Annotated in this window: 20 protein-coding genes; 7 read left to right on the forward strand and 13 right to left on the reverse strand. The window is 45.1% G+C overall.

Annotation, left to right across the window (positions count from 1 at the left end; translation table 11 throughout):
• Positions 1 to 68: 68 nt before the first annotated feature.
• Positions 69 to 425 (reverse strand): hypothetical protein, encoded by a 357-nt coding sequence (locus tag VEA_RS16515; RefSeq protein WP_005398137.1) that lies wholly within the window; start codon positions 423 to 425, stop codon positions 69 to 71.
• 577 nt (positions 426 to 1,002) lie between these two features.
• On the opposite strand from VEA_RS16515, the gene VEA_RS16520 reads away from it, so the two are divergent.
• The 4 genes from VEA_RS16520 (at position 1,003) to VEA_RS16535 (ending at position 5,081) form a co-directional block, all read left to right on the forward strand.
• Positions 1,003 to 2,235, forward strand: coding sequence for an L-lactate MFS transporter (locus VEA_RS16520; protein WP_041853136.1), 1,233 nt, complete (start codon positions 1,003 to 1,005; stop codon positions 2,233 to 2,235).
• A gap of 67 nt (positions 2,236 to 2,302) precedes the next feature.
• Positions 2,303 to 3,916: a VRR-NUC domain-containing protein gene (locus VEA_RS16525; protein WP_012842329.1), complete on the forward strand. Its 1,614-nt coding sequence runs from the start codon at positions 2,303 to 2,305 to the stop codon at positions 3,914 to 3,916.
• Between the two features lie 166 nt (positions 3,917 to 4,082).
• Positions 4,083 to 4,730 (forward strand): AcfA family outer membrane beta-barrel protein, encoded by a 648-nt coding sequence (locus VEA_RS16530; protein ID WP_006742802.1) that lies wholly within the window; start codon positions 4,083 to 4,085, stop codon positions 4,728 to 4,730.
• 15 nt (positions 4,731 to 4,745) lie between these two features.
• Positions 4,746 to 5,081, forward strand: a complete 336-nt coding sequence (locus VEA_RS16535) for a NirD/YgiW/YdeI family stress tolerance protein (RefSeq protein ID WP_006742801.1) — start codon at positions 4,746 to 4,748, stop codon at positions 5,079 to 5,081.
• A gap of 77 nt (positions 5,082 to 5,158) precedes the next feature.
• Here VEA_RS16535 and yegS read toward each other — a convergent pair whose 3' ends face one another.
• The 11 genes from yegS to VEA_RS16590 form a co-directional block, all read right to left on the reverse strand.
• Positions 5,159 to 6,061, reverse strand: a complete 903-nt coding sequence (yegS, locus tag VEA_RS16540; protein ID WP_006742800.1) for a lipid kinase YegS — start codon at positions 6,059 to 6,061, stop codon at positions 5,159 to 5,161.
• 8 nt (positions 6,062 to 6,069) lie between these two features.
• Positions 6,070 to 6,975 carry a LysR family transcriptional regulator gene (locus VEA_RS16545; protein ID WP_006742799.1) on the reverse strand — a complete coding sequence of 302 codons (906 nt, stop codon included), beginning with the start codon at positions 6,973 to 6,975 and terminating at the stop codon, positions 6,070 to 6,072.
• A gap of 173 nt (positions 6,976 to 7,148) precedes the next feature.
• The gene (locus VEA_RS16550) at positions 7,149 to 7,574 is read right to left on the reverse strand and encodes a bifunctional diaminohydroxyphosphoribosylaminopyrimidine deaminase/5-amino-6-(5-phosphoribosylamino)uracil reductase RibD (protein ID WP_006742798.1); all 426 of its coding nucleotides are present in this window, start codon (positions 7,572 to 7,574) and stop codon (positions 7,149 to 7,151) included.
• Positions 7,575 to 7,623: 49 nt separating this feature from the next.
• On the reverse strand, positions 7,624 to 8,940 hold the full coding sequence (locus VEA_RS16555; protein WP_006742797.1) for a BatD family protein: 1,317 nt from the start codon (positions 8,938 to 8,940) through the stop codon (positions 7,624 to 7,626).
• Positions 8,937 to 10,667, reverse strand: coding sequence for a vWA domain-containing protein (locus VEA_RS16560; protein WP_006742796.1), 1,731 nt, complete (start codon positions 10,665 to 10,667; stop codon positions 8,937 to 8,939). Before VEA_RS16560 ends, VEA_RS16555 begins: the two co-directional genes overlap by 4 nt.
• On the reverse strand, positions 10,660 to 11,730 hold the full coding sequence (locus VEA_RS16565) for a vWA domain-containing protein (protein ID WP_006742795.1): 1,071 nt from the start codon (positions 11,728 to 11,730) through the stop codon (positions 10,660 to 10,662). Before VEA_RS16565 ends, VEA_RS16560 begins: the two co-directional genes overlap by 8 nt.
• The gene (locus tag VEA_RS16570) at positions 11,723 to 12,301 is read right to left on the reverse strand and encodes a DUF4381 domain-containing protein (protein WP_006742794.1); all 579 of its coding nucleotides are present in this window, start codon (positions 12,299 to 12,301) and stop codon (positions 11,723 to 11,725) included. Before VEA_RS16570 ends, VEA_RS16565 begins: the two co-directional genes overlap by 8 nt.
• On the reverse strand, positions 12,302 to 13,264 hold the full coding sequence (locus VEA_RS16575) for a DUF58 domain-containing protein (RefSeq protein WP_006742793.1): 963 nt from the start codon (positions 13,262 to 13,264) through the stop codon (positions 12,302 to 12,304).
• A gap of 12 nt (positions 13,265 to 13,276) precedes the next feature.
• Positions 13,277 to 14,260, reverse strand: a complete 984-nt coding sequence (locus VEA_RS16580) for an AAA family ATPase (RefSeq protein WP_006742792.1) — start codon at positions 14,258 to 14,260, stop codon at positions 13,277 to 13,279.
• Positions 14,261 to 14,345: 85 nt separating this feature from the next.
• Positions 14,346 to 15,647: an anaerobic sulfatase maturase gene (locus tag VEA_RS16585; RefSeq protein WP_012842330.1), complete on the reverse strand. Its 1,302-nt coding sequence runs from the start codon at positions 15,645 to 15,647 to the stop codon at positions 14,346 to 14,348.
• Positions 15,648 to 15,761: 114 nt separating this feature from the next.
• On the reverse strand, positions 15,762 to 17,288 hold the full coding sequence (locus tag VEA_RS16590; protein ID WP_006742790.1) for an arylsulfatase: 1,527 nt from the start codon (positions 17,286 to 17,288) through the stop codon (positions 15,762 to 15,764).
• Between the two features lie 140 nt (positions 17,289 to 17,428).
• Here VEA_RS16590 and VEA_RS16595 point away from each other — a divergent pair, with 140 nt between their 5' ends.
• Positions 17,429 to 18,286, forward strand: coding sequence for a LysR family transcriptional regulator (locus tag VEA_RS16595; RefSeq protein ID WP_006742789.1), 858 nt, complete (start codon positions 17,429 to 17,431; stop codon positions 18,284 to 18,286).
• Between the two features lie 122 nt (positions 18,287 to 18,408).
• On the opposite strand, the gene VEA_RS16600 is transcribed toward VEA_RS16595, so the two are convergent.
• Complete coding sequence (locus tag VEA_RS16600) at positions 18,409 to 19,956, reverse strand: arylsulfatase (RefSeq protein WP_005396662.1); 1,548 nt, start codon at positions 19,954 to 19,956, stop codon at positions 18,409 to 18,411.
• Positions 19,957 to 20,286: 330 nt separating this feature from the next.
• Between VEA_RS16600 and VEA_RS16605 the strand changes: the two genes are divergently transcribed.
• Both VEA_RS16605 and VEA_RS16610 read left to right on the forward strand, forming a co-directional pair.
• The gene (locus tag VEA_RS16605; RefSeq protein WP_043884638.1) at positions 20,287 to 20,658 is read left to right on the forward strand and encodes a winged helix-turn-helix domain-containing protein; all 372 of its coding nucleotides are present in this window, start codon (positions 20,287 to 20,289) and stop codon (positions 20,656 to 20,658) included.
• 89 nt (positions 20,659 to 20,747) lie between these two features.
• On the forward strand, positions 20,748 to 23,102 hold the full coding sequence (locus VEA_RS16610; protein ID WP_006742787.1) for a fatty acid cis/trans isomerase: 2,355 nt from the start codon (positions 20,748 to 20,750) through the stop codon (positions 23,100 to 23,102).
• The last annotated feature ends 1 nt before the right edge of the window (position 23,103 follow it).

The following is a 23,103-nucleotide window of genomic DNA, read 5'->3' on the forward strand; positions in this document are numbered from 1 at the left end:
CTTAGCTTTAAACAAAAACGCCAGCACTTTTGCTGGCGTTTTTTCATTATGTTTTCTGATTTGACGATTTACGCTGACTTAAATCGATCAGGGATCTTAGTGATACTCTCTCGATAACTAAACCATAAGTAGGTCACGGCGAGAGAGAAGAATAAATACGAAAGTGCGAATACGATTGGAGATGTAATTAATTCAGCCGACATTCCCCACATCACACCAACAACCGTTATCGTCAACTTAGAAAGCATGCCGCAAATTAGTAAGAATAAAGCAAGCTGTGGAAAGCGCGAGCTACGGAATGCAAAGAAATAACAGCTCCCTACCGCTAGAGAAGCAATAGATAGACCCAACATAAATGAATGGATGTGGTCTGCAGATGCGACACCAGCAGATACCGAAGCCATGAGTAATAGGAACAGTTTCATAAGTCACCTCACAACAAGTCTAAAAAAGCATCCCTTCATAAATGGAATCTCATTTTTCGCTATATTCTGCTCCTATAATCTGCAATTACAAGTGACTTTTTTGTTCACTTAATGCACAAAAAACCTAATCAGCTCTAGTTATTACAAAAGGTTAACAATTTAAATTTAAGAAACCCTTTACATCCAATACTTACGGCGACAAGACGATATTTCAGTCATTTTTGTTACAGGGAGTTAACACGGTAACATTTTGAAATTTTTTATATGAAATGTGAGCTCTGCACCCAACTGCGCACTGAATTCTCTGTTTTGACTAGCTCCTCGTTCCTAACAACAAAAATCATCACTTTTTGATAACACTCCAACCACATACAAAACCATGAATTCACATCCGCCTTTAATGTTTCAAATTATTTTATCAGTAACGGCAAAAAGAGATTCCAATCACATATTTATTGGTTATAATCCGCGCTCATTGCGTTAATCGTTGAAAAACGCAAACTAATTTTGAGAAAAAACATCTTTAAACCAACCCTCTTTGCGGCATTGCCAACAAGAGGAAAAACTGAGAATGAAAATGAGCAAGATTGATAAAGCTATGCGCATCCTGTTAGCAGGGTTCTGTATCAACCTTTGTCTTGGCATCCTGTATGCTTGGAGTGTATTCAACAAGGCACTGGTAACTGAATCAGGCTGGAGTGCTGCAGAAGCTTCTGCACCTTATGCAACTGCAACCATCACTTTCTCTATCTGTCTTCTTGTTGCAGGTATTCTTCAAGACCGCATGGGTCCGCGTATGATTCTTATCCTAGGTACTGTTCTTACAGGTCTAGGCATGATCGCATCTGGCTTTGTTGACACTCCACTCATGCTGAACATTACCTTCGGTGTGATCACAGGTGCAGGTATCGGTTTTGGCTACGCATGCCTATCACCTTCTGCAATGAAATGGTTCCACGCTTCGAAGAAAGGCATGGTTAACGGCATTATTGCGGCTGGTTTTGGTCTAGCGGCTATCTACCTAGCACCAGTAACATCATCATTGATCGACAGCATGGGCATTCAAACGAGCTTTATGGTTCTTGGTGTTGGTATCCTAGCGATTGCGGTTCCTCTTGCAGCAACCATCAACAACCCACCAGCAGACTACACACCTGCTGAGCCGAAAGTAAAAGAAGGTCAAGCACCTAAAGCGGTTCAAAAGTCAGATGACCTAACTTGGAAAGCAATGCTGAAGACGCCACAGTTCTACTCTCTATGGATCATGTACGCATTCGCAGCTTCTGTTGGTCTAATGATCATCGGCAACATCACGACAATCGCAAGCGTTCAAGCAAACTTGCCAAACGCCGTTTACCTAGCGTCTATTCTTGCTGTATTTAACTCAGGCGGCCGTGTTGCTGCGGGTATGCTTGCAGATAAAATCGGCGGTGTTCGTACGCTTCTACTTGCGTTCGTCCTACAAGGCGTAAACATGGTGCTGTTCGCAACGTTCGACTCTGAGTTCACTCTGATCATTGGTACTGCGATCGCAGCGGTAGGTTACGGTACACTTCTAGCGGTATTCCCTACTCTAACGGCCGAGTTCTACGGTTTGAAAAACTACGGAACTAACTACGGCGTGCTTTACACTGCATGGGGTATCGGTGGTGCAATCGGCGCAGCAGTTGTTGGCTTCTCTATGACGAACGGCGAAGGCTACACCTTGGCTTACACTATTTCTTCAGCAATGATGGCAGTATGTATCGTACTTGCGTTCATCACTAAGCCACTGTCTGAAGCGAAGGTAGCGCAGCTAAAAAACGCATAATTGCGAATTGATTTGATAGCGAAAAGGCTTAACCTATGGGTTAAGCCTTTTTTGTTATCGGTCGTTTATGGAAAGCCCTATCGAACTTGCACCAGACTACTATCTAGAAAACTTCTTTAAGCTGACTCACCACGCAGTAACCTGGTACAGCGATTTACTGGCTGAGGAAGAACACGCTTGGCTTTGCTCGTTTGATTCCTTGAGCAAACACGCCCAGTGCCTGTTAGTGCGTTTATACAGCCGAAAAGGGTGTTGGTTTCGAAGTGATAAGCTGAGTTATCAAGAAATACCTTCAATCAATGAAGCACTGGCAGAATTGAGTCAACATGAGTTTGTGGCCCTTTCCCCCACACTCTCTCATCAAGAGTTAGCGTCTAACTTACTGACGAAACCGGAGATCTCTGCACTTTACCCAGAGCTACCGAAGTCATTAAAGAAAGATGCCCTTGTGGAGCGTTTAAGCAACACGGAATTTGATCGTTTTGAGCAGCTTGAGTTTACGATCATCAAACTCAATTCCGCCCACATGATCGACGTTTTACTCACCCTATTTTTTGCCAACACCCATCAAGACTTAAGTCAGTTTGTGCTTGATGACTTAGGTCTACATCAGTTCGAGCAATACCAATTGAGTAAAGTGCGCCGTTTCTTTGATTCACGTGAGCAAATAGACCGCTTAATTGAACTGAGTCAACTGGCCAACCTGTACTGGCAATTTGATCGAAAAGACAAAGCCAATCTCGACTTATTAATTGAGGCAATGCCTCAGCCCGTTAATCACCATTACGTAGATCGTAAACGTGAACACATGTTGAATGACATAGCACGTGATTACGAACGGCTTAATGATCTAGAGACCGCCCTATCTCTATTTAGCCAAACTCAGCTCGCTCCGAGCCGAGAACGACGTGCACGTATCTATGATAAACTAAACCAAGATGATTTATTTAGTGACATTGTCACAGAGATACTGCAGTCGCCAATTGATGTGTCTGAGCTCGAAGTCGCACAAAAACTTGAGCAACGGTTGAAGCGAAAACAAGGCGCGAAAGTACCAAGAGTAGCGAAGCCACTCTGCTCCGAATACCATATTGAACTGGATTTATCTCAACAACGAGTCGAACTTGCCAGTAAAGCGTATTTTGAGTCCTTAGGCTGGACAGTATTTTACGCCGAAAATGCACTGCTTAATGCATTACTTGGCCTCACTTTTTGGGATGCGATTTTTGCTCCTATTGAAGGGTCATTCATTAACGCTTATCAACACCGTCCTTTAGATTTATATCACTCAGATTTTGTTACCAAGCGCCAAGCTTTGATAGACACCGCTTTTGCCGAACTAGAAGCGGGCAACACCCAGACGTTATTGACAAAATACGATGAGAAGTTTGGCATTAGTAATCCATTTGTACATTGGAATTTAATAAGTAAAGAGCTACTCGAAACAGCGCTCAACGCTATCCCAACCAATATGCTGATGGCGCTGTTCAAAATACAATTGAGCGACCTTAAGCTTTACCGTAATGGGATGCCGGATCTCATTGCTTTTAAAGAAAATGAGTTCGAATGGATTGAAGTGAAAGGCCCTGGCGATAAAATCCAGGATAACCAATGGCGTTGGATCAAAGAGTTTACTCGCCTTAATGTCCCGTTTGCGGTGTGTTACGTCGCAGCAACTTAACTTACTCTATATAAAGAGCTTGGTGTTTGTTCACTCAAACCGCCCCTCGGTTATCGCCCCTTGCTCTTTTTTCTAAACATTTTTTTCGTTTCTTCACGATCGCTTCACGCTTCTTCACACAAAATGCGCTTCTACTCACTAAGTTGATTTGAAGAGGCAAAATAAAATGAACAAAACACTTCTTGCGTTACTTGTTACCTGCTCAGTTTCGGTATCTGCGGCTCCTTATGTAGGTCTGGAATATGGACTAGGCACCACTGACCATGATTTGGAGCCTCACTTTTCAACTGACAACGTAACACTCAACCCTGAGATTGAAGACGGTATTTTCTCAGGTTTTGTCGGTTACGCGTTCAATGACAACTGGGCGCTAGAGTTGGGCTACAGCCAATTTGACCTTGATGATAATCGTTCAAAGAACCTTGGCATCAAACAAATTGATGGCAAAGATTACCATCATGAAATGGATTGGGATGCGTCAATCAAAGCCAAGCAAGTGTCGCTGTCTCCAGTGTTTAGTTATGCATTAAATAACAAATGGACAACAAAATTCAAAGCGGGTCTAACGTACACGGAATACAACGCCAAGGTTTCTAAACATCAAGAATATGAGCTTGTCGCGAATGATGATGTAGAAATGAACAACACGCTTTTCCACAACACAGAGAAAAACAACGAGCTAGGCGCAATGTTCTCATTGGGTGCGGAATACAGAATTTTCCCGCAGCTCACCATTGGTGCAAACGCAAAATATCAACTAGACAGCTACGCAAACACAGCATCCTTTAACGTAGGCACAACTTACTACTTCTAATTTAAGGAGACGATAATGAAAAAAATGATTTTAGCATCCATGTTTGCCCTACTTTCAAGCTCAGCTTTCGCCGCGTTTAATGGTCCAGAAGTAAGCGTAATTAATTCGGTGAAAGAGGCGCACAACGCAACCGATGACAGCGCCGTCATGTTAACCGGGCACATTGTTCAATCTCTTGGTAACGAGACTTACTTGTTCAAAGATGAGACTGGCGAAATCGAAGTAGAAATCGACAATGAAGATTGGATGGGACTAGACGTTGGTCCAAACGATAAAGTGAAGATTCGAGGCGAAGTTGACTCAGAGTGGACAACCACGCAGATTGACGTAGAGACCATTCAAAAGCTTTAATTCGCCTGACACCTCAACACAAACAACACAGCCACATATTGGAGGCTGTGTTGTTTATGGGCCGTGAAACTACTCGTTTAGCTGACCAAGCAAGGACAATCTTGAGGCAAGACTAATCGTATACTCTTAGGCTGAACATCAAACCGTATTGTTCTCGAATGATATGGTTCACCATCTAAATTAAGCGGTAGTGGATTTGGGAAGTCTATCTCCAACCAGCTTGCTCTTGTGTGTTTTACAAACTCACCTTTCTCGCTAGGATTATTGATCTCTTCGATAACTTTCGGCAGCTCATGAGGCAAGAATGGACGCACCAGTGTTAGATCCATCAAGCCATCATTAATCATCGCTTTCGACGCTAACTCTTGCCCACCTCCAGCTAAGCGACCATTGCAAAAAGCGCCAAGCAACATTTCTCCCTGATAAGCCCCGCCTTCAATTGTTATTGTTCCGTCATAAGGTTTAAAGCCGAGCGCTTTTACAACACCAGTTAGTGTATAAGCGCCGCCACCAAGAAAGTTTTTAAGTTCAACAGGCGTTTCTGCCGTAACTTCTGCGCCAAACCCAGCTGTTGCCACGTTAATAAAGTAGCGATCGTTAGCCTTGACACAATCGACCAAAGCAGACTGCCCTTCTACGGCGAGAGATAAAGACGCCTTGATAGAAGCTGGCACTTGAATCGCGGTGGCAAAATCATTTGCGGTACCAAGAGGGATAATGGCTAACTCAGGGCGTTTTTCTTCTTCAATTTGGATAATCGCAGAAGCCGCCTCATTGACGGTCCCATCGCCACCAGCGACAACAATACGTTCAATCCCTTCATCAACCGCTTCTTTCACCAAGCGCGGCATGTCTTGAGATTCCCAAGTCACTCGCACTTGCACATCGACGCCCTTGTCTCTCATTTTCATGATTGCATCTCTTAACTCTGGGTTCCCAGCTTTTTTGCCGTTAAGGATGGCACGTATTGTCTTCTTCATTGCACTTCCTATTGGTTGATGGTTTTCCCTGCTCGTTTAATCTGTGATCGCAACCATTGATGGGCACTGTCGTTTGTCCGACTAGGATGCCATATTGTGCAGAGCTCATAGGTTTGTTCATCAAATGGCATAAATAAAGATTTAACATGATAGGTGTTGTTGAACAAGTTGATCATCGACTCGGGCATTAAACCAATATATTCACTACCACAGATAACAGGTAGCATTTCCAACACGCCAGAAGCTCGATACTTTATCTTTCTTTTGTCCAAGTCGACAATATCATCGGCGTTTAACAAGCTCTTACGACTCTGCCACTGCGAAACCACCACATGTTCTTCTTCAAAAAATTGTTCAGCCGTAATCTCGTTCTTTAAGCGTGGGTGCTCCTCGCTACACACCACCACCAAGCGCTCAGTAAGTACAGTTTCAACTTTTAAAACTGTTCTTGCTCTTGGCGCGATATCAATGATCAAGTCGTAACGTTGCAAACGCAGATCGCTTTCAAAATCTTCCGTAAAGAGTGGATGAACCTCTAAAGCAATATGTGGTGCTAACTCACGGATCTGTTTCATAACTTGAGGGAGCAACTCAAAACTTGCAACAGAGACACAAGCAATGGAAAACACTCGATTCGACACTTTAGGGTCAAATTCGCTAGAAGCCGTCAGAGTTGAAGTAAAGTTTTGCACCGAAGTAAGCAGCGCAGGGTAAATATCCATTGCAAAAGAGGTAGGTTCTACCCCCTTGGTACAGCGATGAAATAAAGGTTCGTCATAAATATCACGAAGGCGTGCCAACGCTTTGCTGACTGCGGGCTGCGTGATACTAAGACGTGCTGCCGCTTTAGATAAGTTCCCCTCTTCATAAATGGCAATAAAGATGGGGATAAGATTAAGATCGGTCGGTTTCATGCTATTAAATTTTTCGAAAATCACTTTTTCTATTTTAATCTAACAGCATGATTGTTAACGTAGCCAAGTACAAGAAATGGGCGGTACGACCTGTTTTAATGAGTTTTAACTCAATTTTGACGTACTCAATTCACCGCATAAGTGAGTAGCTATCGTGCAAGCCAAAGCTTACATTAAGATTTGCCTAAATATGGGGTAAGAAACTCGCTGACTTCCTCGCCGCATAAACCAATTTCTACCTCAATACCGGCTTGTTTTAGAATCTCGATACCTCGACCACTGTTGCGCGGATCTGGATCCAACATGGCTACGACGACTTTGCCAATACCGGATTTTACTAATGTCACCGCGCAAGCTGGCGTGCGACCGACAAACGAACACGGTTCGAGCGTAACGTATGCCGTCACCGATTCTAACGAGCCTTGATATGCATTCAGCGCTTCTACTTCCGCGTGGTTGCCACCAATAGCTTGAGTATGACCTTCTGAAACGATTTGATTGTCTTTCACTAACACGCAGCCAACCGGCGGGTTGGGTTGACATTCAGGAAGCGCATTTTTGGACACTTCCAATGCGCGGCGCATAAACTCGTGGCTCATTTGAACTCTATTCTCTAATAAAAACGAGGCGCTATATTAGCGCCCCGTTTTATTCATTGCCATCTCTTCCAATGACTTTGTCCAGTTCTGGTAACGCTCGCGGAATACGGAGTTTAAAGCGTTGTTGTTTGGTCTGTATTTTGCGCCACATCGACTTCATTAAATGAGCGCTATTTTCACCATTTTGCATTCGCGACGCACTTTTTTGCCACGATTCACTCGTATCGGCTTTGGTCATTTCCAGCTCTGCCGTATTTAAACGCAATTGTTTGTACAATAAGGTCCTTGCTTCAGCCCAACGTTTAGCCTTTAACAAACGGTGGAACGTCAACCATTCTGGTGTCGGTCTGTTGCGGTAGTAACGTTTAATGGCTACCAATGAAACAGTCACAAAACCCAACAATACAAGCGTTGAAACAATCCATGCAAAATACGTTTTGATGAAGGATTTCAACGTGTGCTTCGCGGCAAATGTTTTGCCCTCTAACACCACCGTTTCCACTTGCTGAGTCTTACTGTTCCACCAACGGAACTCATAATCTGGCAGGGTTAATTCACCACCTTGTTGAATCACGTACACGCTCTCTTCTGTGCGTGTTGACTGGTAATCACCACGTGTTTGCGTATCTGTAAGACGGTGCGGTTGAGGATACGCTTGGTAACGGGTTGTTGATTCTCCTTTCAACAAGTCTGGTAACAACACAGATAGCGAATCTTGAGCTGAAATGGTGATTTTACGCGTGATTGCATCCCCAACTTTGAGTGACTCAGTGGAGGTTTCCCACTCTTGTTTTACGTCTACGTGCGTTGCAGAAAACCAAGGCGTGTCACCGCTCAACAATCCCGATGGCAAGACAGTTTTGAACTTAATCGGCTGCGTGTAAAGGGTACCTGACACCTTCTCGCCGTCCGGTGCTGACACCTGAACGCCCACTGCGACAGGTGGAATCACAAAATCACCAGATGCTTGTGGATACAAAGTCACTTCCCAGCGTTGACGCGACCAAGTTTGTCCGCCCTTGTGCTCCGTGAAGTTAGTGGCTAACTGATTACGCTGTTTGGCGATAACATTGGGCATTTCAATACTGCCAATTCGCGTCCCACCCGTAAACCAGCGCGGCGTTGCCACTTCGATGGTTAAAATGACTTGCTCGTTGACACTAAAACTTGGCGTTTTACGCTTTTCCCCAGCCGTTGGTTGTTGACCGACCCACGCTTGCAACTCAACACCATGATTGCGTTGAAGATCGTAAATATCCTGAGCAAAAACGTGACGACTTACGAACAGACTCAAGCAAACCACTAACCATGCCACTATCCTTGCAGGAAGTGCAAAAGAGGTCACGCGATGGGCATTCATCATCATTGGGCAGCCTCCTCTGTATTGTGTTCCGTTGTCGTAGTTGAGTTACCCGTTGTTGGCGAGCGTAATTGAATTTGAAATTTAGCGCGTAAGAAATACTTCGGATCCGCTTCGACTCGCTTTAGCCACTTGTCGGCTAATTCTTGGCTACCTAAGATGTCGTCTGCGCTTAACGTCTCTTTAATCATCAACTCTGCTGACGTTTGTTCATCCGCTCCTTCTGAGGTTTGAGGGTTGTCGCCTAGCTCGGTTGACGCCTCTTGCTCTGTTCCGGCTTGACTCTCACTCATCTGATTTATCTCATCGACGATGCCAGCAATCACTTTCAAGTTGTGCTCAACATCAGGTCTTAACGACTCGCTCAACGTTGGCTTACTGGCTAGGGATTTTAACAAGTCACGAGCAGCCAAATATTCACGCTGACGCGCCAATGCGCTCGCCGCATTGTAAAGACCGTAATCTCTAACCTCTTCGGACGGGTCGTTTTGCATTTCCAAAAACGCACTGTGCGCGAGTTCAAACTCGCTAGCGTAGTAGTACGCCGTGCCTTTGCGTAATGGATCGACAAAGTGTTTTGCAGCTTCTAAATACGCTTGTTGGTTGAACAAACGCTGTCCTTGTTGGTCTGGCGTCAGCCACAAATCCCACCACCATTGCGCCACCTTGTCGAAGGTCGTCACTTTTTGCACAGCTTGTGGCTGCTCGGCTTTCACAGAAATGTTCTCCGCCATTGCACTGGTCGGCATCAACAGTGTACCGCTCACCATTACGATCACGCACCACTGCACTAACCACCCTTTTCTAAACCACAGCATCATGATCAACGCGATTGGGAACAGCAGTTGATAACCCATGTCTTTCCAAGGCATTGAGGATTCGCCATTAAGCTGCATATTGCGCTCAACGTATCGATTCAGTTGTTCGACATCACTGTTATCGACCGTCACTTCCACCAATCGACCGTTGGTTTGGCTGGCCAGTTTTTGCAGAGAATCCAAATCCATCGGGTTGTTACTCACGATGTCTGTATTCCCCGCAGCAAGAATTAACAGTTGATAAGGTTTGCCTGAAAAATACGCTTGGTATTGCTTAATCGTGGCCGGGTTCACGCCGTCGCTCACCAACAAAACGGTGGAGCCTGGTTGACCTTGCAATTGTTGATCAATTAACGGCAAGGCTTTTTCAGCAAGCTTACCTTGCACAGGCATGATTTCTGGCGTAATGGCCGCCAAGAATGGGTCAAATACTTTGCTGTCTTGAGTCACAGGCATCGCCACATGAGCACTGCCCGCAAACACGACTAAACCCGTTTTTCCGCCTTTTCGCGCAGCTAACAAATCGCGTATTTTCTGTTTGGAACGCTCAAGGCGGCTTGGTGGGAGATCTTTTTGCAGCATCGAGTCGCTGTTATCAAGCACCACAAGCAGAGAGGCTTTATCTTCGCCAAAGGGGGAAGATTCACGTTGCCACGTTGGGCCTGCACAAATCACAATGGCAATTAGCACAATCAGCATCAAGAGCTTAAGCGGCAGTTGCTTACGCCAACCTTGCTCGCCAATCGTCAAAGCATTGCGTAAATGTTCGGGCAGAATATCCTTCCAGCTTGGTTTGCTTTCTTCTCGCCAGCGCAACCACACCAAGAAAAACATAGGGATCAAAGCCAGTAACCACAGCGGTCGAATAAAATGAAACTGCGTAAAGAATTGCGTCCAACTAAGAGAGTCAAACATCGCTCTCTCCTAATGATGATCGTGTTGCAGCCCTTCTTTTGAGTGTCGCGACGCTGAACGCGAGTAAATGCATGATTACCACTAACGCCATCAAGTAATGGTGAAGACTTTGTTTCGGCCGGTATGTGGTGCTTTCGTAAAGTTGAGGTTCCAGTTTGCCAATCTCGTCGTAGGCAGCCGACAGTTCATCACGGTTGAGAGCTTCAAACGCTTCACCGCCGGATTCTTTAGCAATGCGATGAATCGTGTCCATATCCAACGCGGTTTCACCTATCGTTTCCGGATCGCCCATCGCAATCACGTGCACTCGCACGCCTTTGGCTTTCGCAACTTTCGCCGCATCAATCGGTTCGACAAAGCTGCCCGTGTCGTTACCATCGGTTAATACAATCGCGACTTTTTCACGGTTTTGATCTTGTTCTAAAGCACCACGCGACTTATCGCTTTGCTCAAAAACTTTAATCGCTAAGCCAATTGCATCACCAAGATGGGTACTCTGCCCTGCCATCGCCACATCGGTTTGGTTAAGCAGTTCGAGCCACACTTTTTGGTCTACGGTAAATGGCGTTTGCACAAAAGCGGCATCACCAAAAAGAACCAAGCCTAATCGGTCACCTTTACGAGACTGAACAAACTCCGTCAGCACTTCTTTTGCCGCATCAAGGCGAGAAATTTTTTCACCTGTACGAGACGTGAAGTCAGGCTCGGCCATGGAACCCGAAAGATCCACCACCACCATCACATCCCGCCCTAAACTCTCGCGAACTTGAGGCTCGCCTAACACGGTGGGTTTTGCCATCGCACACACCACCAAAAGCCATGAGAGAATTAACGTTGCTCGTTGCCACCAACTCGGGGTCAACTGGCTTGCACCTTCTGATGGCGTCTCGCCAATCGCTTCCACCAGCTGACTAAAAAACGGCACTTTGATCGCCATTTGCTTAGTGCGATATGCAGGCACCAAGTAGTACACCACCAACGGCAAGGGCAAAATCAGAAACCACATTGGGTGAGCAAATTCAAAACCAGACAAACCAGTTAGCGATACAAGAAGATCATTCATGTTGACCTCCCTGATTTGCTTTGCGTTTCAATAATGGTGATTTCTTTGTTATGTCTTTTTGAGCGTTACAACGGTGTTCACTCACCCAGTTTTTCGCACGAGCAATAAGCGTTACTCGTTCTTCGTTGGTTAGCGTAACGCTTGGGTCAACAATACTTTGTAGCCAGCGCTTTGAAAGCTCATCGTTAAAGACCACTTGCGAGTTTGCTAGAGAATCTCCGGTTTGCGGATAGAGCGCATCGAGCTTGCGCAAAAAGACGGCATCAAACAATTTCGCGTTACGACTATCCACATGAATCAACACAACTTTAAGCACAGAGAACAATGTTTTAGGCATGCCTTTGTCGCTCGGTTTGATTTGCGAAATCGCCAACAGAGCCTCTTTTCGGTAGCGATTATGCCACCATTGCCGAGCCAAGCGATATACGACGTACAAGAGTGCAATGAGCGCAACCGCCGCTAAAATTTTCCAGCCAATAGTTTGCGGATACCAACTCACGCTTGGTGGCACGGCCACATCATGTAGGTCTCTGAGTATGTAGGTACTCGGAGGCGTAGGAAGACCACTCATTTAACGTCCTCCTACCAGTTTTTGAAATTGTTTAATGTGCTCGCCTGTCGTATCGAGTTCGATGTGCGGAAGGTGTTTCATCGCCATAAGTTGAGAGAGTGATTGACGCTGTAAGCTAGTTCGAGCCTCAAGCTTTGCGCTCGCGGCTTCTACCTTTGCTTTGCTGTCTAAATTGAGTTGATACTGCCCATCACCAACCACCCATTTCGATTTTGCCAAATCGTCTGGTAGTGCTTGTTCTAATGGGTCACTGACCATCACTGCGAGAACATTGTTGTGCTGTTGTAACTGTTTAAGGTGGTCAAGATGGTGCTCCTCGCAGTCGCTCCAGTCGCTGATAAAAATCAAAGTGGATTGTTTGAGCTTCATGCGTTTAATGAGCTCAATCCATTGACTGAACGTCACTTTTTCGGAATTGCGGGAGTCCACATTGAGCGATTGATTGGCTTTAGCGAGACGCTTAAGTTGCGCCAGAAGATCGTTTTGCGAACGCTGTGCCTTGCTGTGAAACAACGCCTGCTGGGATGCGATGACAAAACCGACTCGGTCGCCATCTTTTAATACTCGCCACCCACACATCGCTGCGATCTCTGCCGCGACAACCGATTTCATTACTTGCGTCGAAGCAAAAAACATTGTGCTTCTCTGGTCGACACACACGATTACGTTGCGATCTTTTTCTTCTGTATAGCTGCGTACGTGCGGCTTACCTGTACGCATCGTAACTTTCCAATCAAGGTTACGAATATCGTCACCTAATTGGTAATGGCGCAACTCTTCGAAGTTCAATCCACGACCACGAAACAGCGAATTATGGTGGCCTGAGAGTACGCTACCCGCTTTTAGGTGAGGAAGTAAACTGAATGATTCTGCTTGTGCTTGCAAGCGTACTAAGCGAGCGTAATCGCAGTACAAACGGGGATCCATCCCCTGTGATTTTGGCGCAAGAGTTGGCTTAGCCATAATGCCTCCCGCTTACCCAATTTCTACACAATCTAGCAGCTCTTGCACGACGCGTTGGTGATCGACCCCGTCTGCTAGTGCATCGTAGGTCAAAGAAAAACGGTGGCCCAGTACAGACGGAACCATGGCTCGCACATCGTCAGGAGTGACATGGTCACGTCCTTGCATCCACGCATACGCACGAGCGCATTTGTCTAGTGCGATGGAAGCACGGGGACTAGAGCCAATCTCAATCCATTTTGCTAAGTTTGAATCGGCATAACGCTCTGGCTTACGAGTCGCCATCACTAACGCGACGATGTAGTTTTCCACTAGATCTGACACAACAATATCAGGTAGTTGACGACGTGCTTCTAGCACCACGTCAGGTTCGATGTGTTTTGGCGTAATAATTTCGCTGCTGGTTTCCGCACCTAATTCTTCACTGCGCACCAAACGAATGATGTCACGTTCGGCTTCATCTTCTGGATAGTCGACAGTAACCTTCATGATAAAACGGTCCATTTGCGCTTCTGGCAGCGGGTACGTGCCCTCTTGCTCTACTGGGTTTTGCGTTGCAAGCACCATAAATAAGTCTGGCAATACGTGAGTTTTATCGCCTACCGTGATTGTGCCTTCGGCCATGGCTTCAAGCAGTGCGGCTTGTACTTTGGCTGGCGCACGGTTGACCTCATCGGCAAGCACTATGCTGTTAAAAATTGGCCCTGGTTGAAAATGGAGCTGCGGCTTGCCATCCAACTCTTGATAAACCTCGGTTCCCGTCACGTCCGATGGCAAAAGGTCTGGCGTAAACTGGATTCGACCAAAACTGGTGTTTAACAAGTTGGCCAACGATTTTACAGAACGTGTTTTTGCCGTTCCCGGCAAACCTTCTAGAAGAATGTGCCCGTTCGTTAATAACCCGATGACTAAAGCTCGAACCACGTGGCTTTGTCCAATGACGCTTTTTTCTGTTTGTTCGATGAGTTCTTTTATCGCTTGTTGTGCGTGGTTCATAGGGTACCTTTTCAGTGGTTTAAGCCGTCTTTTCAATAGTTAAGTATAAGAACAAATGAAATAACTTAAGGTTATATTCACTATGTTATCTTTGCGCTTCTTCAGATTGGAGAAGTTGTGCAAGACCAACCAACATCGGTAACGCGTAATCAAAGAACATTTTGATTCCCGAACACAGATAGTTTAGTCCAGCCTCGCCATTCGGCGTTTTGATCAGACGGTTTTTCGGACACTCGCCCCAGCAATAAGGCAAGTAGGGACACTGCTTACAATACGTCGGCAAAGATTCGCGTTTTGCCATGCCAAAGGTGTATTGTCGTGTAGAGAAGGCCATGTCATTCAATGAGTGTTCATGAATGTTGGCGATTTTGTATTCTGGGTACACATAGTGGTCGCAACTGAACACATCGCCATTGTGCTCAATCGCCAAGCCTTTGCCACAAAACTCAGCCGTCACGCAAAGCTGAGACGGTTTCCCCATTACTTGCGCTACCGCGGTTTCAAACAGGTTAACCAGTACACGGCCAAGATCGTTATTCACCCACTCTTCAAAGGTCGCCATTAAAAAGTGTCCCCAGTCTTCAGGATCAACCGACCAATCCGTCACAACAGACATTGGATGACCCGGTTTTGCCAGATCACTGCCTTTGGTTGGGATCATCTGTTCGTTCCAAAACTGCGGTGCGGTTGTTTGGAAGTCGTTCGCTTCAACCACCGGTGCAAACTGAATGTATGTCACACCCAATTCTTGGGTTAAAAATCGATACACTTCGAGCGGGTATTTCGCATTGTGTCGATTCACCGTCACCAACGCGTTGAATTTCACGCCATGCGCTTGGAGCTTATCTACCGCTTTCATCACCAGATCAAACGTCGGCTTACCGCTGCGGGTTTTGCGATATTTGTCGTGCAGCTCTCGTGGCCCATCAATCGACAAGCCAACTAGGAAGTTGTGCTCTTTTAAAAACGCACACCACTCATCGTTTAGCAAAATGCCGTTGGTCTGAAGGTCGTTTTCAATGCGAACGCCTTGCGGCTGATGTTTCTTTTGCAGAGCTACGACATTGCGGAAATAGTCCAGCCCAAGTAGCGTTGGCTCCCCGCCCTGCCATGAGAATACAATTTCTTCGCCATCCTGACTTTCGATGTAGCTTTTCACGAACGCTTCCAATGTTGCGTCGTCCATTTTGGGCTGCTTTTCTTGGTGCAGTAGATTTTCTTTATGCAGATAAAAGCAGTACTGACAATCGATATTGCATTTTGCTCCGCCTGGCTTTGCCATCACATGGAATCGACGGTCGTACGCACCCGGAACCGTTGCTTTAGACGCCGTTTTAAGAGGCACAATAGGCATAGTAGTAGAATGGCGAGGGGAAATCTTACTCATACGTTTCTCACTATTTAATATACCCAAATAACCTCGCAAGCGTAGTGCAGTAAACGGGAAGCTATTTGGGTATATAGCGCTCCGAAGAGCGCTATGGATTATCGATGTTCTTTATTACTTAGAAGACTTAGGTACGAATGAACCTGCTTCCATGCGAGGTGGGAACTCTTTAAACGTACCCATTACCTCTTTCACTTTCTCTACCGCTGGCATCATTAGGAATGAACGCTCGTACATCCAACGAGAGTAACCCATACCTTGGTCACCACGTTCGAATGGATCGATACTCAAGTCGAAGATCAATGGAACACGAAGTTTAGTGAAAGGCTTACGCCATACATCCATGCCCGTTTCATTCTCTTGAATCATAAAGTGGAACTTGTACTTTCCTTGACGTAATGCCACAAGATCGCCGTCATCGCTCCAGTAAACGAATTCGTTACGAGCAGATTTGTCTGACTTACCCGTTAGATATGGCAGTTGGTTGTAACCATCTAGGTGAACTTTATAGTCCATATCACCAACTTTCTTACCTTTTAGTAATTCATCTTTAACTTTGGTGTCACCCGCAGCAGCAACCAATGTCGGGAAGAAATCCTCTAATGACATCATGCCGTTGAACGTTTTACCTGCTTCGATGTTTCCTGGCCATTTAATCAACATCGGCACACGGAAACTGCCTTCCCAACCAGTGTTTTTCTCTGAGCGGAATGGTGTCATCCCTGCATCAGGCCACAAATCAACCATAGGACCGTTGTCAGTGGTGTAAACAATGATTGTATTGTCATCTACACCCAACTCTTTGATCTTATTAAGTAGCTGACCGATTTGATCATCGTGCTGCTTGACACCATCCGCGTAGAAACCAGCACCTGTTTTACCTTGGTATTCTTCAGGAACATGCGTGAAGTTGTGCATGCGAGTGGTGTTAAACCAAGTAAAGAACGGCTTATCCGCTTTTACTTGTTTTTCTATGAAGGTTTCCGCGGCATCAAGGAATTCACCGTCAACATTTTCCATACGCTTACGCGTAAGTGGACCGGTATCTTCAATTTTGCCGTCAGCGTAAGAGTGGATTACGCCACGAGGGCCAAATTTCTTCTTGAACTCTGGATCTTTAGGATAATCCACGTTCTCTGGCTCTTCTTCCGCGTTCAAGTGATATAGGTTGCCGAAAAACTCATCAAAACCGTGGTTGGTAGGAAGGTGTTCGTCTCGGTCGCCTAAATGGTTCTTACCAAATTGTCCGGTTGCATAACCCATTTGCTTAAGCACGGTTGCAATCGTTGGATCTTTTTCCGAGATACCTTGCGGAGCGCCTGGTAAGCCCACTTTTGATAGACCAGTACGTTTTGGCATTTGACCAGTAATGAATGCAGAACGGCCTGCTGTCGAACTTTGCTGTGCGTAGAAGTTAGTGAACTTCGCACCTTCTTTAGCAATGCTATCGATGTTCGGCGTGTTGTACGCCATCATGCCTTGGTTGTAGGTACTAAGGTTCCAGTAACCAACATCATCACCAAAGATGACAAGAATGTTGGGTTTGTCCGCTGCGTGTGCAACTGCAGATGCAGCGCCTAATGCTAACGTACATGCGTTAAGTACGAGTTTTTTACTGCTCGTTTTGGTCGCATTTTTCATATTATCTCCAAGAGTTCGCTAGTGCGTAAAAATGGTATTCGCTTTTCAATACCATTGTTGATATAAGATAAAGCACTAATTTCAGGCGATAAATGCAGTCAGAATTAGTTAACCTATAAATTGAATTTATGAGTAACGTTATGGACTTGAATTTGATCCAAACTTTTCTTGTTGTCGCGGAGTTCCAATCTTATACGAAAGCCGCGGAACAATTGGGGCTGACACAACCCGCTGTGAGCGCTGCAATAAAGCGTTTAGAACAAGTGGTCGATAAGCAATTATTTGTCAAAAAAGGGCGAGGTATCGCACTAACATCCACCGCCTATCAACTGCTACCGCAATTCCAGCAAGCGGTTAATATCATTGACAATGCGATATCCGATAAGAATCATTTTGAAGTGTGTTGTTCCGAAATTTTATTGCACATTATGGACCCGATAAAGAACACTATTTTTTATGAATCACCACCCGAAAAGTTCTTATTATTTGAGCTTCTAAGACAACAAAAAGTCGATCTTGTCATTGATACTGTTATCACAAAAGATGCGGCGTTTATTATTGAAGATGCCTACGAAGAAGAGGCGGTGATTATCTGTCGTGAGAATCATCCCCGCGTACAAGGCTCGCTCTCAAAAGAACAGTTTTATGAGGAAACTCACTGTTTGTTTTCAGGGAAATGGAACAACATGAGCGGTTTTGAGCAGCTATCCCAAGAAACTATTCAAGAGAGAAAAGTCGATTTGATCACATCTTCGCTTGCTGGTATGGCGTTGTACGTCGCGCAACGCGATTGTTTAGGCTTAGTGTCTCAATCTTTTGCAAACAAATGGAGTAAAGCCCTTAAGCTTCAAGTTCTGCAATGCCCTATTTCTATATGCGCTATCCCTTACAAGTTTGTTTACCACAAGCGAGAGATGAACAACCCTGCTCATATTGCGCTACGTGAAAAAATTAAAGCGAACTTAACGGTAGCCCACTACGAGCCAGTTTCCTTGTAGGCCTTGTTGATTCGCATTTTCTTTGCCATTCGTTGCTCTGAAAGCTTTTATTAGACGAAAAAAGAGGCTCATATGAGCCTCTTTTCTATATGGTTGCATCGTATTGCTTACGTAGCACTAGCCTACTTATTTGGGTTCTCTTTTAATTTCTCCATCACCTGATCGAGTGAGAAGCTTGCCGCTTTTTGCCTTGGTGGGAACTCTTTAAATGTTTCGAGGAATCTGCCTACGTAAGCTTGTGCAGGAACAAGCATGTAAGCACGGTCTAGCATCCAATCATAGTAGGTGTTGGAAGTGATATCTGCCACTTCGTAAGGGTCCATACGTAAATTGAAGATCTTAGGAACTCGAAGTGTGGTGAATGGTTCCGCCCAAATGCGCAGCGTACCTTTTGCTCGTTGCTCCATGAAAACCAGTTTCCACTTGTTATAACGAAGTGCGGTTAAGTCTCCATCATCCGAGAAGTAAAAAATCTCTTCACGCGGTGCTTTCTCTTCTTTGCCAGTTAAATATGGCAGGAAGTTGTAACCATCGAGATGCACTTTGAATTTCTTACCATTCGCACTATAGCCTTTGAGTAATTTCTCTTTGATACCGTCATCACCCGCGGCAGCAACGAAAGTTGGCATCCAGTCCATATGGTGCATGATATCATTCGAGACAGAGCCAGCTTTAATTTTACCCGGCCAACGTACCATCGCTGGGACTCGATATGCACCTTCCCAGTTGGTATTTTTCTCTCCACGGAATGGCGTTGTACCTGCATCTGGCCACGAGTTCATGTGTGGACCATTATCGGTTGAATAAAAGACTATCGTGTTGTCTTTTATGCCCAAATCGTCCACTTTTTTCAGTAGTTGGCCGACATGATTATCATGCTCGACCATGCCATCTGCATACTCACTGATGCCTGTTTTTCCCGAATTCTCTTCTTTCACGTGGGTGCGGAAATGCATACGCGTTGCGTTCCACCAAACGAAGAAAGGTTTTTCAGCTTTGACGGCACGATCCATAAAATCGAGAGCCGCATCCAACGTCTCTTCATCCACGGTTTCCATACGCTTGCGAGTCAGAGGCCCGGTGTCCTCAATTTTGCCGTCAGCGTACGAGCGAATAACACCTCGTGGACCAAATTTTTTACGAAATTCTGGATCTTTAGGGTAATCGACGTTTTCTGGTTCTTCCTCGGCGTTCAAGTGATAAAGGTTGCCAAAAAATTCATCGAAGCCGTGGTTAGTAGGCAGGTGTTCGTCTTTGTCGCCTAAATGATTTTTACCAAATTGACCCGTCATATAGCCCATCGGCTTCAACATTTCGGCAATGGTGGCATCTTCTTCCTTCAAGCCAAGATCTGCGCCAGGAAGCCCTACTTTACTTAAACCCGTTCTAAGGACAGTCTGACCGGTGATAAAAGTAGAACGGCCCGCAGTACAAGATTGTTCACCGTAATAATCCGTGAACATCATGCCCTCTTTCGCGATGCTGTCTATGTTTGGTGTTTTGTATCCCATCAAGCCGAAGGTGTAAGCACTGAGATTGGACTGGCCAATATCATCACCCCAAATGACGAGAATGTTAGGTTTCTCTGCCGCGATACTGCTACTTGTCGCGCCAATTAAGGCGGCGGCAAGAATCGCTAATCGACGTTTTACGCCATATTTCGCTGTCATATAAACCTCTGTGTATATTAGAAAAGAGCTTCCTGCAACAGAATGTATAGTCTAGAAATAGTGGATAAGCGAATCTTAGAAATAAGAACTTTAGAGACATTAACAGCTGCTCTAGTCCCCAAAATAGCTGATTATTTACTTTAGAAATTGTGGTAGTACTTATTGATTTGGCGATTTAAATTGGTGCTCGTTCCCTCGTAGAGTTATTTCTTCCATATCAGAATTTTGATATGACTCCGACATATTGCATTACAAATAAAATACAGCATTGATTTCACGCCAACATTAATGATAATGGTTTTTACTATCATTAATAATTAAAATGCCAATATGTTTGAGTCTACCCTTTCGTCTGCTCCTAAGACGGCAGCTTCCGATAACGGTCTCAATAATGAATATGAGCTCGTACTGGATAAGCACAGCCATACTGTGATGATAAATCGTCCGCCAGACAAAAAGTTAGTTCAGCTTACAAGCGTTCAATTCGAGCTGCTCCGTACTCTGACTCATTATCAAGATCAAGTGCTTAGCAAACCTTTCCTTTATGAAACGGTACTGAAGCGCACGTTCTCAGAGCATGACCGCGCACTCGATATGCACATTAGTAGAATAAGAAAACGACTGGCTAGCGAAGGGATTAAAGCGGATCGAATTCAGACCGTTCATCGACAAGGTTATGTATTTAAGCATGCGAAAAAGTAAAGAAATCGCGGCGAATTGCTCCAACTTTTGGTAATTGACCGCTTATTTTGCTTTAATTAATGCAAATTCTAATCACGTAAAATAACTCAATGAATTTGCGCTTAATTTTTATACTTTGCATTGCTACATTGTTTGCTGGCTGCGCAACCTATGCAGGCCTTAACTATGACCAACTGTTTGGTCCACAGCTCGTTCGTGAACGTACGGCGGACGTAGCTACACCTCAAGCAAACTTCTTCCAAAGCGAAGTCAAACCCATTATGGATAACCGCTGTGTCGTCTGTCATGCGTGCTACGATGCACCATGTCAGCTTAAGCTTTCTTCCGTTGAGGGTATTGACCGTGGCGCGAGCAAAGCACTGGTATATGAAGGAACAAGACTCACTGCCGCAGCGCCAACACGCTTATTCGAAGATGCAGAAACGACCCAAGAGTGGCGCGATGCGGGTTTTCATCCGGTACTTAACGAACGTGATCAGAGCATGGTGGCCAACATTGATGCAGGCCTCATTGCACGTTTGCTACAACAAAAAGAACGCCACCCGCTGCCTGATCAAGTCCAGTTAGAAGGTTTTGATTTTTCGATAGACCGAGAACAAACCTGTCCAACAATTGAAGAGTACGAACAGTACGAAAAAGATAACCCAACCTGGGGAATGCCTTTTGGTATGCCAAACCTATCAAACAGTGAATACCACACACTAATGACTTGGCTGGAAAACGGCGCGATAATGAACGTTCATCAACCAATTAGTGAACAAGAGCAAGCTCAAATTGACAAGTATGAAACTTTACTCAATCGCGCTGATCTAAAAAATCAACTGATGGCTCGCTATATTTACGAGCATTTGTTTTTGTCTCACCTCTACTTTTCAGAACTCACTGAAGATCCTCGATTCTTTACGTTAGTTCGTTCTTCTACTCCACCGGGGCAACCAGTAAAACGTATTTCAACACGTCGCCCGTACGATGATCCCGGGGTTGAGCGCGTGTTTTATCGAATTATTCCAGAACAAGGGACGATTGTAGATAAAACGCACATGCCGTTCGCGTTAAACAAGCAACGTATTGAAAACTGGAACACATGGTTTATCGATGCTGATTACACGGTTAATCAACTACCGAGTTATGAACCTGAAGTTGCTGCAAACCCGATGACATCATTTATCGATCTTCCGGTTAAATCACGCTTCAAGTTTATGTTGGACAATGCGCAAAACACGATCATGGCTTACATTAAAGGGCCTGTTTGTCGTGGCCAACTTGCACTGAATGTTATCAATGATCGCTTTTGGATATTCTTTCTAGATCCAGATAAAGCAGATATCCCTGAAGTAAATGAGTTTTACCGATCTCAGGCTGATAACCTAAGACTGCCAGCAGAGCAGGAAAGCAACACGCTGCCTGTTACCAACTGGGTTAAATACGCGCGTCAGCAAGCTCGCTACCTAGAAGCCAAGTCTGAATTTACCAATAACTGGTTTAAGGAAGGCGAAAACCTATCCACCGACGTAATTTGGGACGGTAATGGCACCAACCACAATGCGGCATTAACGATTTTCCGCCACTTTGACAGCGCGTCTGTCGTACAAGGGTTAGTTGGCGAGCAGCCGAAAACGGTATGGATTCTTGACTACGCGTTACTAGAACGCATCCACTATTTGCTCGTTGCTGGGTTTGATGTGTATGGCAACTTCGGCCACCAACTCATGACACGAATGTTCATGGACTTCTTGCGTCTGGAAGGCGAAAGTAACTTTATCTCGTTGCTGCCAACCGACATGCGTCATGAACTGCAATCAAGCTGGTATAAAGATCAAAGCCCACAGTTAAGTGACTTTTTACAACGCAACGTGAAGCCATTTAACCAACCAACCAGCGTCGAGTTCAAAACTGACGATCCAAAAACAGAGTTAGTCGAGTTGCTTAGAGAACGAGTTTCAGATGTTCTTCTTCCGCGCTACGAGGTTAAAGATACTGAGCTTTCTGCTCAAAGTGAACAACAGCTCCAACGTATTGGCCAAGTTCGTGGAGAAGGCCTGAAAACCGTTCCGCAAATCACCATGCTTATGGTGAGAAGCCAGTCTGGAAAAGATGAGTTATTCACCCTACTTCACAATAATGCACACACGAATATTTCTAGCTTGTTTGATGAAGAAAGCAACCGCGACTTTGCTAACGATGATATGACCATCGTACGTGGCGTTGTGGGGAGCTACCCAGCGGCATTTTTCTCGATCAACGAAAATCAAGTAAAAGAATTTGTCGATCAATTTAGTGCCATCCAAAATGAATCCGATTACGTTAAGTTGTTGGATAATTTTGCGATTCGCAGAAGCTCAGAAAAATTCTGGCCGTTTAGCGATCGTCTGCACAATTGGTACCGTACAAAACAACCGATCGAATTTGGATTACTTGACTATAATCGTTTTGAGAATCGATGAT

This window comes from Vibrio antiquarius (assembly GCF_000024825.1).
GTDB classification, from domain to species: Bacteria; Pseudomonadota; Gammaproteobacteria; order Enterobacterales; family Vibrionaceae; genus Vibrio; species Vibrio diabolicus.